The 15,678-nt window shown below is 55.1% G+C and carries 9 protein-coding genes; all 9 read right to left on the bottom strand.

What is annotated here, in order from left to right:
* Window positions 1–398: 398 nt before the first annotated feature.
* The 9 genes from Mal65_RS25145 to Mal65_RS25100 all read right to left on the bottom strand — a co-directional run bounded on the left by Mal65_RS25145 (window position 399) and on the right by Mal65_RS25100 (window position 15,512).
* The gene (locus Mal65_RS25145; protein ID WP_145304126.1) at window positions 399–1,577 is read right to left on the bottom strand and encodes a Gfo/Idh/MocA family protein; all 1,179 of its coding nucleotides are present in this window, start codon (window positions 1,575–1,577) and stop codon (window positions 399–401) included.
* Between the two features lie 164 nt (window positions 1,578–1,741).
* A complete protein-coding gene (locus tag Mal65_RS25140; protein ID WP_145304124.1) occupies window positions 1,742–3,136 on the bottom strand; it encodes a DUF1501 domain-containing protein in 1,395 nt (464 codons plus the stop codon).
* Window positions 3,129–4,763 (bottom strand): sulfatase, encoded by a 1,635-nt coding sequence (locus Mal65_RS25135; protein WP_145304122.1) that lies wholly within the window; start codon window positions 4,761–4,763, stop codon window positions 3,129–3,131. The genes Mal65_RS25140 and Mal65_RS25135 overlap by 8 nt, the downstream gene beginning before the upstream one ends.
* A gap of 142 nt (window positions 4,764–4,905) precedes the next feature.
* The gene (locus Mal65_RS25130; RefSeq protein WP_145304120.1) at window positions 4,906–5,421 is read right to left on the bottom strand and encodes a transposase; all 516 of its coding nucleotides are present in this window, start codon (window positions 5,419–5,421) and stop codon (window positions 4,906–4,908) included.
* Window positions 5,422–5,549: 128 nt separating this feature from the next.
* A complete protein-coding gene (locus Mal65_RS25125) occupies window positions 5,550–9,182 on the bottom strand; it encodes a DUF1549 domain-containing protein (protein WP_390621989.1) in 3,633 nt (1,210 codons plus the stop codon).
* 281 nt (window positions 9,183–9,463) lie between these two features.
* Window positions 9,464–11,116: a LamG-like jellyroll fold domain-containing protein gene (locus Mal65_RS25120; protein WP_145304116.1), complete on the bottom strand. Its 1,653-nt coding sequence runs from the start codon at window positions 11,114–11,116 to the stop codon at window positions 9,464–9,466.
* Window positions 11,117–11,183: 67 nt separating this feature from the next.
* Entirely contained in the window at window positions 11,184–11,717 is a 534-nt protein-coding gene (locus Mal65_RS25115) for a sigma-70 family RNA polymerase sigma factor (RefSeq protein ID WP_145304114.1), read from the bottom strand.
* 256 nt (window positions 11,718–11,973) lie between these two features.
* Entirely contained in the window at window positions 11,974–13,938 is a 1,965-nt protein-coding gene (locus Mal65_RS25105) for a glycoside hydrolase family 127 protein (RefSeq protein WP_145304112.1), read from the bottom strand.
* Complete coding sequence (locus Mal65_RS25100) at window positions 13,935–15,512, bottom strand: MFS transporter (protein ID WP_145304110.1); 1,578 nt, start codon at window positions 15,510–15,512, stop codon at window positions 13,935–13,937. The genes Mal65_RS25105 and Mal65_RS25100 overlap by 4 nt, the downstream gene beginning before the upstream one ends.
* Window positions 15,513–15,678: the final 166 nt, after the last annotated feature.

Genomic DNA, 15,678 nt, shown 5'->3' with positions numbered 1-15,678 from the left:
TTACCTGGCGAGCGATTAGGTTCGTTGTGGAACGCAAGTCGTCGGGGCAGGGCAAAAAATTCAAGTTTGCGCGATTCGACGTATATCGCCTGAGATTGGCGTGACGGAACGCTTGAAAACCGACCACCTGGGCCGCCGCTGGCTTCCGCCCATTGGTCATCGCAATGACAAGGATATCCATCAAGCCCATTTCCGCAGGTGTTCGATTCGTTGTGTCGCCGCGAATAATGGCTTCAGCCACTGTACCCAACAATTCTGCTCGCTGACCCAGATCACGCGGTGTTTTCGGCACCGCCTAGGATCCTGGGCTCTCTCTTGTTGGTAGGGCGTGAGTCAGCGTCCGGGGTTCGACCGCCAGATCTTGCCAAAATGATCACGCTGTTTCGATCGGCTTCAGTTTATAGGTTGACGCGAACTCCGCCGCTGGCAGCTGATTCATAGATTTTTTCGACGATACGAATATCCCTTAGACCCATTTCCCCGGGTGTCTTGAACGTCTTATCGCCGCGGATAATTGCTTGGGCGAATGCGTCCAGCAAGTCTGCTTGCTGAAGCGTTTGTTCAAGCACAACCTCTTTCCGATTGACCAGCAGGCGTTTTGGGCTCGGATTGCCTCCACCGGACTGACCGAAAACGCTGCCTCTGGAATCGCCAGGAACAATCTCAACAGACCCTTTGGGCCCCAACGTGGTGCATTGGTGAAACGACTGGCTGTAGCTTGCACGGCAAAGTGCCTGAAAACCATCGTCGAACAACAGCTCATAGCTCATGGTTTCTTCGACGCCGTCGGGAAACAGATCATGATGAAATGTTGTGGGAAGTCCGCGCACTGCAACCGGCTCTCGCCCTGTCAGATAGCACGCGGCTTGGATGGGATAGACACCGGTATCGAACAAGGCGCCGCCGCCGGCCATCGTCGGGTTAAGCAGCCACTTCTTGATCCGGTCCTTGTTCTTTCCCATCAATGCGCGAGCATAGCCCCACGAGAATTCGTAGTTGCCATTGGTCAGATTTCCGACGGCCCCGCCCGATAGTTTGTCGATTGCTCGAACGTGGTGCGGCTCCCAGTGCAATCGATAGTTGACGCCCAGCAGTACGCCTGCCTGTTTTGCGGCGGCGATGATCTGTTCGCACTCCTTACTGGAAATCGCCATTGGTTTTTCAACCATGACGTGTTTGCCTGCCTTCGCGGCACGGATCGCAAACTCCGCGTGCATCGAATTGGGAAGTGTAATGTGGACGAAGTCGATCCGATCGTCGCCGGCGATCTTGTCGATGGTGTCGTAGTCATAAATCGCGTCTTCCTTAAATCCATGTCTTTGCGCCCATAACTTTCCCTTCTCCGCGTCACCCGTCACGACGCCAGCGAGCCGGACATGCTGACAGGAGGAGACTTCCGGAGCGATCGATGAGGTTGCGTAGCCTCCAAGGCCAACAACGGCCAAACCGAGCTTTCTCGTTGGTTCGACGGCGGATGCACGGCCAATCATTGCCGGAGCAACACCAGTAGAGAGCATTGTGGCAAAGCTGATCTGGGAAAATCGTCGACGGTCAAGTTGGTTGGGGTTTTGGTTCATGGTTGGTTTCAATGGCTGTGGGTTAGTGGACTAGCTGGGAAAAGTTTGGAGCCACCTCGATACAAGCACGAAGCGCAAGCAAGCGAGTGAGTTTGCAGTACGTGATTCACTCGCTTGCGCTTCATTCGTGTAAGGAAAGCAAGCAAGTAGCTTGCCCATTCGCTTTAGGCAATGAGTTCCTCGATCACCTTGCCGCCGAACTGGCTGAGTTGCTTGAAACGCCCGGCGTGATAGTACGTCAGCTTGTTGTCATCGAGCCCGAGTAACCGAAGTAGTGTGACGTGGAAGTCGCGAACGTGATGTACTTCTTCGACGGCGGTCATCCCCACTTCATCGGTGGCTCCGATCGTGTGTCCTGCATTGCAACCGCCGCCGGCTAGCCAGATCGTCATCGCGTTTGCGTTGTGGTCACGTCCATAGGCGGTACCGCCGCGCACTCCGTTGTCCGGCGACCTTCCAAACTCTCCGCACCAAACGATCAATGTGCTTTCCAGGAGGCCCCGATCCTTTAGGTCAGCGATCAACGCGGCGATCGGTTGGTCGACGCCACGGACGAGATTCTCGTGGGCCCGTTCGATGTAGTCGTGACTGTCCCAGGTGCCGTTGTAAAGCTGTACGAATCGAACACCCTTCTCGACCATCTTTCGAGCGAGCAAACACTTCCGCCCAAATGCATCGGTCGCTTCGTTTCCGATCCCATACATCGACAGCGTTCGCTGATCTTCGCCCGACAAATCGATCGCCTCGGGCACTTCCGTCTGCATCCGAAATGCCAGTTCGTAACTCTCTAGTCGAGCTGCTAGCTCCCGGTGTTCAGGATGTTGCTGTAAGTGCCGCGTATTCATTCGCGCAAGCAGATCCAGATTGCGGCGTTGTCGCTTGGGAGTCACGCCAGAAGGTGGTTGAAGGTCCAGGATAGGAGAGCCTTTAGGTCGCAGTGGCGTCCCTTGATAAAACGCCGGGAGATAACCATTGCTCCAATTCGCAGCTCCACCCTGTGGGTATGAAATTTCGGGCAACACCAGGAAACCCGGCAGATCCTGATTCATCGAACCAAGCCCATACGTGACCCAGGCACCAATTCCTGGATCACCCCCGAAGCGATTCCCACAATTCATTTGGTACATGGCGGTGGGGTGATTCACGCTGTCGACTTGGCAGCCTCGATAGAAACAGAGTTCATCGGCGACCTTTGCGAGGTGTACCCAGTTGTCAGCCATGTCGGCGCCACTTTGGCCGTGCTTGCTGAAGCTGAACGGACTCTGCACGTAATACCGTTTTCCGCTCTCCATTGCCGATTTCTGCTGTCCTTCTCGGACAAACTCTTTGAGATGTAGATCTTTGAGCGCAGGCTTTGGATCGAAGGTATCGATGTGAGACGGTCCGCCCTCCATCATCAGAAAGATGCAATTCTTTGCTTTCGCGGGAAAATGACCGTCCTTGGGAGCAAGCGGGCTCTGCTTTCCATCGGCGCGTGCTTCGTCTGCCAGCATCGCAGAAAAAGCAATGCTGCCCAGGGACGTCCCCAGGCCGTATAAAAACTCACGGCGGTTATTCATGCAATTTCTCCGTTTTTGCTGGGACGAGCTGATTCAGACGCTGACTCAAATGACTGACAACGTGTGTCATCTTTGGGTCGCTGATAATGTTTTCCATTTCGAGCTGTCCGGGCGTCGTGTCGTTTCGATGGTCATACAGCTCACGAGCCACGATGTTGTTCTTTGGATCACGCCATTCGGTGTATCGGAATTCGGCGGTTCGGATGCTTCGGCCGAGACGCCCTTGCCGTTTCATCTCGCTGCATGCGGCGTCACGAACGCTTGTGTCGTCGTTTAGTAGGTCCGAAAAGCTGATACCTTCCAAGTGTTCAGGCTTGGGCAAATGCGCGAGATCGCAAAGCGTCGGATAAAGGTCAAGGAATTCAACAAGTGCGTTTGACGATGCTCCCGCTCGCGCCATCCTTGGCGACGAAATCAGCAACGGTGCACGGGTCGAGATTTCAAAGTTCGAGTGCTTGTGGCCCCAAGAGTCATACTCACCCATTTGGTAACCGTGGTCGCCCATGAACACGACGATTGTGTTCTCGGCATGCCCCGACTTTTCAAGAGCCTCCATCAAACGACCAAAGCAAGCATCGACGTAACTGATGCACGCCAGGTAAGCCTGCAGATATCGCTGCAGGAACGCGGAATCGGTTTCTTCCAGCGACGGCATGTTGTGATAGTTCTTGACGATGCCTCGGTTCACGACCCAGGCGGGAACGTTTCTCGGCAGCTGACGAAACGCGGGAAGGCGAAGCGTCGTAGGGTCGTAGAGATCCCAGTACTTTTGGGGAGCGTTAAAGGGCAGATGCGGCCGCAGAAATCCAACCGCCAGAAAGAACGGCGTTTGATCTCCTTGCCGCGAATCCAGATATTTCTCGACGGCTGCTGTGGTGTCGCCGTCCTGCATCTGATCGTCAGGGATGTCGCTATCATCCCATGTTTCGGCTCGCGGCCAATCGTGCGGATGCTTGAACTCTTTTCCGGTTTTCTTTGCTCCGGCGATCAGCCGGTCGCGAAGTGCGTTCTGCTCAGGTCCCCACACCGGAACTTCGGGCCATCGAGTGGGTTCGCTCCACGATTGGGCATCGTCTTCATCACCGAGCATCGATTCATCGTAGATATGAAAGATCTTGCCAAATGCTCGGGTTTCGTAGCCGTGATTCTTAAAGTGCTGGGGAAGAGTGACAATGTCGGGTATCACATCACGCACTTTGGTACCAAACCCACGTAAGCCCGTCGTATTTGGGCGAAGCCCACTGAGCATTGAATTGCGGGACGGGCTGCATACCGCACTTTGCACGTACGCATGGTCGAATCGCAATGCCCGCTGCGCAAACTGGTCAATGTGTGGCGATATGACCACTTCATCGCCGTAGCAACCGAGTTGAGGCCGAAGGTCGTCGGCCATGACCCACAGCACATTCTGTGCGAAGGCAGAAGGAGCAGCGAAGGCTGACGGATGAAGGCAGAAGGATGAAAGAAGAAGGAATGTAGCGAAGGCAGAAGGAGGAAGGCAGAACGATGAACGAAGAAGTGTTGTAGGTCTCGTTGACTTCATCTTTGTTCCGCTTGGTGAGTTTTGTGTTCCGGGTTGCGCTTCGATTGAGGTAGCTGATGTCGGTTTTCCTTCTGATACTAGCACGCAGCGCAAGCAAGTGACTCTCTGCTGACTCTCTGCTGACTCTCTGCGTTCTCGTTGCGGGGGCCACTTGCTTGATCAACTTGCTTGCGCTGCGTGTTAATAAGTGCAAATCTCGATTGGTCACTATTCCTCTTGTATTGGCTCATCTTTCGTACCCCGGGTGTTCCTCGCGATCTTTTCTGTCTTGGGCTTCTCCGACGTACAGCACGGCTGCTTCCAGATCATCGTCATGGTTGATCCAACGCTGGCTACCGCCTTCGGTCCAGAATCGCTCGCGTCCGGGATGAAACGGTTTCAGCTTCCGAGTACACCAAGCTTTGAACTGGTCGCGAACGGTTTTCGGATCGTATCCCGACGCGGTAACAACGACATGGACGTGATTCGATCGTGCATTGACCGTGTGCAGCGTCCATTCGCGAATCTCGCAGTGGCGTTTCACTGTCTCTTCGACGATTTCGCGATCATCAACAGACAAGAAAAACGCCGATTTCTTCATCTCAGACCTCGCGGACTCTTGGATCCGCTCATCGGATGGTTGGATTCCGCCTTTTCCCCAACGGTGCCATCCGCGATCGTCTCCGGGAAGCCACGTGCCGTAAGCGGTCCATGTAAGGAAGAAAGCGATTGGCTCGTCGGCATTAAACGGTCGTTCACTCATCGTGTTCTCCATACCAGCACGAAGCGCCAGCGAGTGAATGAATAGACCAGCACGACGCGCAAGCGAGTCCCCGTGAGAATTCGAGAGCTGGGTTCACTCGCTTGCGCGTCGTGCTAGTATTTGAGGTCTCAATACACATACACGAACTCGTTTGAATTCAGGATCACCAGACAGACGTCTGACAATGCTCGTGTGTGACGGTCGACGTCGGCCGGTCTCAGATCAGGAACGAAGTCGGCGTTTGAAAAGAGGCGTTCCACAAACGTGAACTTCTCGCCCGTGTTTTCCTCGACCGCTTCCCGGAGGACTTCCAGTGGCGGAGCGCCGCGAAAGGGTGGATCGGTGGGCAACGAATTTTCTGTCTGGTGCCAGTGCGCGAGGAATTCCTCCAACTCGGTCGGCGTCGGTTCACGCAAGAGTGTCAGTTGGAAGCACCGCCGGATCGCGTCGCGGTCGTTGTCCGTTTCCTTCAAGACACGTGCAGCCAGCGATAACGCACGATTGTGTGTGTTCCGGCCATTGAACAAGTTGAACACCTGCGGTGTGACCGTCGATGTTTCTCGCTGCTCACAGGAAAAGTCGGGGGAGGGTGAATTGAAGACTTCCAGCATCGGGTCAATCAGACCACGCAGCTTGAGCACATAGATCGAGCGACGATGTCTCTGATCGGGAAACGGATTGGGTGTCCATGCAGCAGCGAACGTTCCCATCACTTGTCGCGGTTGAAGCGCGACTTCCTGACTGATTTCGGGTCGACAGGGTATGCCACCAAGCTTTGGGTTGAGTTCACCTGTGACGGCCAGCATCGAATCCCGTAACTCTTCGGCACTCAGACGTCGCGGATGAAAGACGGCGTAGCTGATTCCTTCAGGATCGAGCTCTCGCAATCGCTTTGGGTCGGGGTGACTTCCAGATCTGCAATAGGCATCGGACAGCATGATGCGACGATGCATCGCCTTCACCGACCAGCCCTCTTCGACGAACGTCGATGCCAGCCAGTCGAGCAGAAGTGGATGTGTCGGTCGCTGCCCAGTGGATCCAAAGTTGTTCGGATTTCCGGCGATCGCTTTGCCAAAGTGCCAGAGCCACAGCCGATTGACAATCACGCGTGTGGTCAAAGGGTTCTTCGCGTCAGCGATCCAGCGTGCAAACGCGGCGCGTCGTCCGCTGGTGGTGTCGGGAATTGACGGAGTGACTTGGTCGTTGACGACACTCAGTGTCCCCGGCGAAACCGGCTCGCCCGGTGAAAACGGATCGCCACCGGTTAAGATCGCGGTTTGCTCGAGTTCGCCTTTGTGAAAACGGTCCTTCGGAATTCGCGTCGGCGCGTAGATGCCCTTCACGTCCCTCGTTCGACCGTTGTAGACAGCGAGTGCATACGGCTGATACCGCTCCAGCTCCCATCTCAAACGCTCAATCCCTTTCCTCGCGACACGTTCGCGTCCAAACTGCTCCGGGGTAAAGCCGACCAGCTTTGGCGGGTATTCATTTTCAGCGATACCCGACTTAATCATCGCCGACCGGGCGTCGCTAAACAGGTTCTTCTTGCGACCCTTCGCTTTAAGGTCGGCAATTGCACGATCCCAGGACTCCGAGGATTTCCCCTGTTGTTGATACCACCGCTGGGCGTTCTGCAGCAGTACCGAATCCAGTTCGTCGAGAGCCTGTTGATGTTGTTGCAGTTTTTGCTTGAGGTACGCCTGCTCGTCAAAACCGGTGGTGTTCTCGTCGGGGACAAACTCGGCTTTTCGCTCGGCCAGTTGCGTCGTCGCGAACACCGCTTGGATGGAATAATAGTCTCGTGTGGGAACAGGATCGAACTTGTGGTCGTGGCACCGTGCGCATTGCAATGAATGGGCCAGGAATGTCTCACCAACACTGTTGGTCACATCATCAAGAAACCGCTGTCGGGCTACTTTGGCGACTTCCATGCCAGTCAATTCCCATGGGCCCATGCGTAGAAACCCAGTCGCCACAATCATCTCTGGATCTTTGGGATACAGTTCGTCTCCCGCAATTTGTTCAAGAATGAACTGATCATACGGCTTGTCATCGTTGAACGAACGCACCACGTAATCGCGATACCGCCAAGCGTTGCCGCGTTCATAGTCATTTGCAAAGCCTGATGAGTCGGCGTAGCGAACGACATCTAGCCAGTGCTGGGCCATCCGCTCGCCATAGTGGGGTGATCTCAACAATCGATCCACGACTTTGGCAAAGGCCTGTTGATCCGAACCTGAATCGTTGACAAACGCATCGACTTCTTCGGGAGTCGCCGGAAGGCCCGTCAAGTCATAGGTGGCTCGCCGAATCAGCGTTCTTCGATCAGCTCTCGGTGCAGCCACCAACTCGTCGGGCAACGCTTCGTCAATCAGGACATCAATCGGGTTTTGATGATTCTTACTAGCACGACGCGCAAGCGAGTGTGCACTGTCCGACTGAGCAATTCCCGAGTGAGCACCATTCGAGCGAGATCCTGTGTTTGATTCACTGCCTTGCGCGTCGTGCTGGTATTGTTGCAACGGTTGGTAGGCCCAGAGTCCCGCTGGATCGTACTTGCGATTGGTCCAGTGAGAATCCAAACCGCCCGAAGTCTGCACGACGATTCCATCCTCCACTGACCATTCGTCTTCGTACGTTTCTTCAATTTCGCGGCGGCGATCGTCGCTTGGCCACTGGGCACCCGAATCGATCCAATCATATAGCCATTGGAGTTCTTCGGCCGACAATTGCTCCGCCTCTTTGGGAGGCATCTCGGACCAGTCGTCGCTCTGGCGGGTCGAAGCAAGGTACAGCGGGCTGTCCTGCGGCGCTGCGACAACGATAGCAGGTTCGCCGCTGTCACCACCCGACAGCAATCCCTCACGTGTTCGCAAGTCGAGCGATCCCTCAATGAAATCGGGGTCGTTTCCATGACAGCCAAGACACTTCTCGCGTAGCAGGGGGGCAACGCGCCGGACGAATAGGATTTCGGAGTCCTCTTTCCGGTCATCGCCCGCTCGATCGACCAACTGGGGTTGTCCAGAATCTTCCTCGGCAAGCTCCGTGATGTAGCAGGCATCACGGGTTGTGACGGCGATGCTTCGCGAAGGCGCCGGCGCGAACGCAACCGACGTGGGTTTGCCGGGCGTCTTAACAACCGTCTTGGTTTGGCCCGACTCATTCAAGATGGCGAGGCCAGCCTTCGTGCAGCACCAAAGTCGTCCGAACCGATCAAATGCAATTCCGTCGTTTCCCGTATCGGCGAATGTTGCGAAGACTTCACGCCGATCCAATTCGTTCTTGTTGTTGATCTTCCAACGATAGAGGTTCTTGGTAGCACTATCGGTCACAAACAACCACCTTTCATCCGGCGAGAAGGCGATCCCATTGGGTTTGTCTAATCCGTCCACCATTTTCCGGAGGGAGTTATCTCGCGGATCGAACCGAAACACGAACTGGCCGGCGAGTTCTTTGGTGTCGCCTGGACGTTGATTGAAAAGCCAATCGGGATCGGTGAACCAGACGCTTCCATCGGAGTGCACCACACAATCATTGGGACGGTTCAGACGCTTTCCCTGGTAGCGATCGGCAAGGATGGCAACCTGTTGCCCTTTGGAGTTCCAACGAGTGAGCTGCCGAGTGGTTTGTTCAACGACGTAGTAGCCACCACTTCCATCGGGTCTGAACGATGTCGCTTCGGGCGAGTCATTTCGCCAAGCCTCCAGTCCCTTTGACTCAGTCCAGCGGAATGCCAGGCGATCGTGGTGGGCGGCATACATCAGCGCGAATTCGCCATTGCGAATTTCCCATTGGGATCCTTCACATCCGGCGTGCCCGTTGCTGAGTTGTTTCCATTGTGCGTTCGGCGTGAAGGGAGATTCCCCTTTAAGAATCTCGATCGGCAACCCTTCGTTGTTGGCAACGTCTTCTTGCGCGAACAGACTGTTGGTTTCTATGCCGAGGATAACGACAAGCACAAGCACGAAACGCAAGCAAGTGAGTTCTGCCATCAGTGATTCGCTCGCTCGCGCTTCGTGCTGGTATCGAAGTGTTTTTCCTCTCATGGTCTGCCCTGCATATATATGGTGCGGATTTCATTCGCTTCAAGCGCGGCGGAGTAGATGGCAAACTCGTCAATGCGTCCATTCAGCGAACGAATGGCCTTGGCCCAGATCGGATCCGTCCAGTTTCCGAGATCGGCATATCCGATTCGCAGTTTTGGAAGCGGTCGATCCATGTTGCTTCCACCATTGAATCCAACGGGTTGGCCATTGATGTAGTGAACAACACTCGGTTGCTTTGCGCGATCCACCGTTGTTGCCAGAAGAAACCAATGCCCACTCTGGCTGGCGTCCCAAAAGTTTTCTGACCAGAACCGACGGTTCTCGGCTTGAATCTGTTCATTAGGTGCAACTTCAAAGCCGGCCGGCGCGGGTGGAACACCAATAGGACTGGTCGCGAAATGCAACGATCCATGCACCGACAGTTGCCAATGGATTTCTCCGGGATCGAAGTGGTCGGTTAGAAACAAGGAGTTCAGGTCCCTGTCCAAAGCGTCGATCCGAACCCACGCATACAGTGTCATGGCGTCGAACTCGCCCGGGATGTTGAACCGTACGCGGTCGCCTTCACCACGAAAATCCAATGCCGGTTTACCGGGCCACCTGCCATCGGCGACCCGAGCACCAACAATGCCACCATCCAGTTCGCTGCCGGAGCCAGCGACCGCGCGATTTGCCAAGCGGCGGGAAGTGTCTGTCAGGTTCTCAAAATCGTAATAGGCGATCAGGCGTGGGTCGCTGCGTCTGTCGGTTGCTGCCGCTTTCCAACGGGCATAGCGAGACTGGACAAGGTCGCTAGACCGTTCGATGATCGCCAGGATGTCTGGAAACTCCCCCAATTCTTGACTTGAAGACATTGTCGCTCCACCTTCGACGAGGTGAGCCGTGTCACCGGCGAGAAGAGAAAGTTCATCCGCCTCGCGGTCAACAGCCCGAACTTCGCCGTCAAACACAACGACATCCGACTGACCGTTGTCGCCCGCAACGATTCCGAAGCTTGTACCGAGATCCTCGAGTCGCACATCTGCTGTCTGAATTTCAAAGCCGCGAGCAGCAGGAGGGACATTCGCCCGAACACGTCCCCGATGCAAAACAGCCAGATTCCTGCTCCTCAGTTCAATCACGGTGGGACCCGACAGGGTCATGGAGGCGCCGCTGAAAAAGTCGATCTGAGCCAGGCCTTCCGCCAGATTCAGCATGCCGGGTTCAAGTGCCGTACCTTTGCCAATTCGTTTTCCATCCTCTGCCGTCCACACCGCATCCGCTTCGGCGGAGATGACTGCGACACTACGCACAGGCTTTGACGGAGTTGCATTCGTTGTGCCCCCAACTTGGTTGCCAACCGGTCTGTCGGGGCGAACCATCATCCACGTCGGTACCAGTAGAATCAGAACGGTGGCAGCAATGACCAGCGTCTGAGCGACTCGTGGCATACGAGACCAAGTTGATAGCTGCGGTGATTTTTCACTCGCGGGTTCGTCAAACGCTCCCCCGGACTCCCGCAACTCGGAGTCAAGCCGTGCCATTTCCACATATCGGGTACGCGCATCGGCATCTGATTCCAGCAATTGCTGTAACTCAGCAAATTCGCTGTCCGAAATACATCCATCGAGATGGGCCAGCGTGAGTTCGTTCAGGCGATGATTGTCCATACAGACAGACTCCCGATCGCCAGGAGATTGCCCGAAAAAACAACATCAAAATCTCTGGCGCCCGCTGCTACGTCGCATTCAGACGCTGCCGAACGCACTGGCGGAGCTTTTCGCGTATCCGATTGAGCGTCTTGTAGAACGCGGTCGCGGATTGACCGACATCGTCGGCGACTTCGCGAATTGTCCGGTCTCCAGCGTAGGCTGCTCGAATCAGGTGTCCTGATTTTTCCGGAAGCATTTTCAGGCACGCCTGCAACGCGTCCCGAAACTCATCGCTTGAACTGCTGGCGTCTACCTCTTCAACGACGCCCGCCAGCAGCGACATGACATCTTCACGGAAGACATGCCGGTCCCTGGCCATCTTGCGGCGGTACTTCAGCACCTCGAATCGGGTGATCACCCGAGCCCATTTCATGAAGTCCGAATCGACATCATATTCATGCCACTTACGCCACATCACCAGGCTGACCGTCTGCATCACGTCGTCGGCGGCGGCCCAGTCTAGCCCCATCGACCGAACAAACGCGCGCAGGTCGCGCTCATGTCCGGCAAACATCTGCACGAACTGTTCCTCGACGTTTTCCGGCTGGTCATGTTTCATAAGCGGGAGGAATCCCCAGGTCTGGCATCAAAAGCGATCATCACCAATTCTAGTAGACTCCCGCTGTCTCTGAGATTGCCCATAAATTGGCGACAAAGTCACGGTTGGCCTCCTGGTTCCATCCAATCGTCGTCTTCGAAAGACGCTGTACACCGTGTTCCAGTTGGGGAAATCCGATGGCAGGTATCGAAGTTGGCACCCGATTGGGCAACATTACGCGATGGCTGTCCAAGCTTGCATGTTGGTCGGCAGATTCCTATGTCCGTTGGCTCCATACAATCGGCAGGAAGACGGTCATTTCGGCCTCACCACGATTGGACCAGGCGAAGTAGGGCACGAAACGCGTCTGGATCGTTCGCCACGGTTGGCCGTCGTGCAGTCGTCCGTACATCTGCTGGCGTTGTTCGCTTCGCACCAAGACCTCGCCGCTGAGGGTGGTGATCCCGTCCAGTAGTGCCGGATCACTTTCCTTTTTCAATTCAATGTCCGACGGTAAATGCACATCCAGCGTGCGGACATCGTCGGGAAGGTCCGGTGATTCCAAGCAATACACCAGTGGTCCCACCTTGATTGCCGCTTGGTTTCGAACTTCTTCGATCAGCGGATGCCCCTTCATCAGGGTTACATCCATCGGCAGATTTAGCTCGATCGTGTCACCTGATTGCCACGATCGCTCGATTCTGGCGAAGGAACCTGGTTCGACATTGATGTCCATGCGACCTCCGTTGACCAACAGTTCTGCACCGTCAGCCCAATCCGGAATGCGAAGCAAGATCTCGATGGGCGTCTGCCGACACTTCTCAACGGTGAATCGGACTGCACCTTCGAAGGGGTAGGCCGACCGTTGGATCAGCGTGAAATCCGATCCATCGGTTAACTTCGTCTCCAGGCGGTTGCCACCAAACAGGTTCACCGCCACACCGCTGTCCGTCAGGCTGTAAGCCCAGTTGGAAAGTTTGGCAATCGTGCGAACCAGGTTGGGCGGGCAGCAAAAGCACTCGATGTACGGCTCGCGGATCGGGCTTTCTGTGCAATCGCGATGATCCTGATATTCCCTCTGGCCGCGATTGAGTCGTAGTGGATTGGCGTAAAAGTAGTCCTTGCCGCCCAGGCCGATGCCGACCAGGGCACTGTTCATCGCCACCAGTTCCATGATGTCGGCATACTTCGATTGGCCATGGATGCCCAACAAACGGAAATTGAACATCGCGTTGGCAATGTTCGCGCACGTTTCGTTATACGCGGTTGCCATCGGCATTAAATAGGCATCCAAAAAGCCCTCTTCGATTTTGTCGCGTCGCGTCGACGCGCCGAAATGAGCTTGTCCCACGGCACCGGTGACATACATCTTCTGTTCACAGACGTTGTGCCACAGACGGTCGAGCGCATCGATCAGCGCCTTTTCGCCCGTTTCGGCAAACACGTCGGCTGCGCCGGCATAATAGTACAGTGCCAGCACCGCGTGCCCGACGGCCTCGGTTTCCTCTCGTAGCGGGACACGTTCCTGAACCATGTCTCCAATGGGATAGCCTTCGGTGCTGGGGTCGTCGACGACTTCCGACTGCCCACGGTTGTTGATAAAGATCTCGGCGAGTTCCAAGTAGCGTTTGTCTTGCGTCGTTCGATACAGTTCGACCAGTCCCATGATCTGGGATTGGTTGAAACCGAAGCGGCAGAGTTCTTTGGGACGTGGCTGGAACAACTTGTAGAGCAGGTCGGCATTTTTGATCGCAATGTCCAAGAAATTGCGTTTGCCGGTCACTCGATGGTGCACGCAAGCACTCGTGTATAAGTGCCCGCAATTATACATTTCGTGATATTTGCGATTGGAAAAGTGGCCAATGTTCTCAATCTGGATTTGAGTATGCAGATAACCATCGTCTTCCTGCACCCTAGCGACAATTTCCAGAATCTCGTCAAGTTCGTCGAGAATCGATGGGTCGCCATTGATCGAATAGACGTAGACGGCGGCCTCCATCCACTTAAAGAAATCCCCATCATGCCAGGCTAATCCCTGATGTTTGCCTTCTATCATTCCGGCGGCGATTTTAAAGTTGTTCAGACCATGGCCGATGTCGCCTTTAAGCAGCGATCCCATGTACGGGATCATAACGTCCTGGCACTGCTGGAACTTGTCCGCCCAGAACCCTTCGGTCCATCGACAGTCCCCAATGGGAATGCTGCGGAACTTGACATGCGGGCTGTTGGTGGTGTCGATCATGACTGGGCCTCCGGACGGAGTGTACGCTCGATTTCTTCAATGCTCATGTTCTTCGTTTCGACCAGCGTGAAGAAAAGGATGACCAGGCCGACCAAAACGGTGCCGGCATAGAAAAGAAATATTGATGTCATTCCCATGGTTTCCAATTGCCAGGGGAAGAACTTCTGAACGATATAGTTGGTTAGGCTTGTCACGATGGTGAACAGCGGAATCGCAATGCTGCGTACCGAGATTGGGAAAATCTCGGAAAAGAGCACCCACATGACTGGACCCACCGAGAAATGAAAGGCCGCAATGAAACTAAGGATGCCGATCAAGACCAGGGTCGCCGGCATCTTGATCGATCGTTCCAACAACGCCCCTTGAAACTTGCGGGCATCATCCGGGCCGATCGCGTCCTTGACCGCGTTTTTGAACGCGATGTCGCTTGGAAATCCTTGATCAACAAGCGGATCCAAACGTTGCGGATCGGAAAAATCCTCTAGTTCCGCCACTGCATCCGCCGGCAATGTGTATCGGGCTTCGTGGAATCCATAGGCGCAGATTCCCAAGCTGGCGATGATCCACACCATGCCCCCGATGATCAACGGTCGCCGCCCAAGCTTGTCGACCAAAAGCAATCCCAGGACCGTGAACACGATACCGGTCAATCCGACCCAGATGGCCTGCACGAACGCGGCGTCGGTTCCTCCGCCTAGCTGTTTAAAAACGGTTTGTGCGTAGAACAAGATCGCATTGATGCCGGTCGCCTGTTGGGCGATTGCGATCGTCAACGCGATGATGAATGTCAATCGCATCGGACGGCTGAATATCTCTCGAAGTTGCGCACCCATCGATCGGCTGGTCGCACCAAGCTGAAGGCTCTGTTTCATCTCGGCTAAATGAGCCGTCACTTCGTCCGCGGGCAGGAGTTTTCGGAGGGTCTTAGCAGCCTCTTCGTCGCGTTGCCTTGAAACGTACCAAGCAGGGCTTTCGGGAATGATCAGCAGCAAGAAGAACCAAACAATGGCGACAGGGATCTCCGATCCCAGCATCCAACGCCACATGTTGGCTTCATCGATTCCCAGTGTTCCCGCAATTCCAGTGCCGGACGTGGCCCAATAGTGGATGAGATAATTGATGAAGTAGGCACCCGAGAGACCGATAACGATATTGATCTGTGTCATGGAAACCAGTTTGCCACGCAGCTTCGGCGGCGCGATTTCCCCGATGTACATGGATGCCAGTGAGATCGAACTGAATGCCAGTCCCCCCAAGAACCGAGCGGCCACCAGCATTTCATAGTTGACCGCGTATGCGGAACAGACGGCGGAGATCAGATACAAGATGGCAATCAGTAAGATCGCCTTCTTGCGCCCGAACTGGTTGCAGATCCACCCAGCAAAAGGCAACGCGATCAATACGCCCAGGGCAGGGGCGCTCACCGCGTTTCCCAGTTGAAGCGAGTCGAGTGAAAACTGCTGGGTGATCGAATCGACGGTTCCCGCGATCAACGCCGCGTCGAGACCAAATAGAAAGCCACCCATGGCGACGATCGTCGAGAAGATCAGTGCGTTGCGTTCGAATGATTTCATGAGTGGCTTCGCCTTGTGTTTGATCACAGCCCAATCGTTTCGTAACGGAGCTTGCCGAGTGTTTCGGCGCCCCAATCAGTCGTTTCGTCGCGAGAGTTTCCGACAGATCCGACACGGCCTCAGGGTGGCGCTGAAACGCCACCAGCAGAGCAAACGCGGCAATGGC

The organism is Crateriforma conspicua (genome assembly GCF_007752935.1).
GTDB classification, from domain to species: domain Bacteria; phylum Planctomycetota; class Planctomycetia; order Pirellulales; family Pirellulaceae; genus Crateriforma; species Crateriforma conspicua.
Note: the sequence above shows the minus strand (reverse complement) of the source record. Positions and strands in the feature narration are given on the sequence as shown.

Coding starts and splice junctions, on each gene's coding strand:
- Mal65_RS25115 (WP_145304114.1), bottom strand. CDS start 11,717: ATGAAACATGACCAGCCGGAAAACGTCGAGGAACAGTTCGTGCAGATG.
- Mal65_RS25120 (WP_145304116.1), bottom strand. CDS start 11,116: ATGGACAATCATCGCCTGAACGAACTCACGCTGGCCCATCTCGATGGA.
- Mal65_RS25105 (WP_145304112.1), bottom strand. CDS start 13,938: ATGATCGACACCACCAACAGCCCGCATGTCAAGTTCCGCAGCATTCCC.
- Mal65_RS25125 (WP_390621989.1), bottom strand. CDS start 9,182: ATGTATGCCGCCCACCACGATCGCCTGGCATTCCGCTGGACTGAGTCA.
- Mal65_RS25140 (WP_145304124.1), bottom strand. CDS start 3,136: ATGAATAACCGCCGTGAGTTTTTATACGGCCTGGGGACGTCCCTGGGC.
- Mal65_RS25130 (WP_145304120.1), bottom strand. CDS start 5,421: ATGAGTGAACGACCGTTTAATGCCGACGAGCCAATCGCTTTCTTCCTT.
- Mal65_RS25145 (WP_145304126.1), bottom strand. CDS start 1,577: ATGAACCAAAACCCCAACCAACTTGACCGTCGACGATTTTCCCAGATC.
- Mal65_RS25100 (WP_145304110.1), bottom strand. CDS start 15,512: ATGAAATCATTCGAACGCAACGCACTGATCTTCTCGACGATCGTCGCC.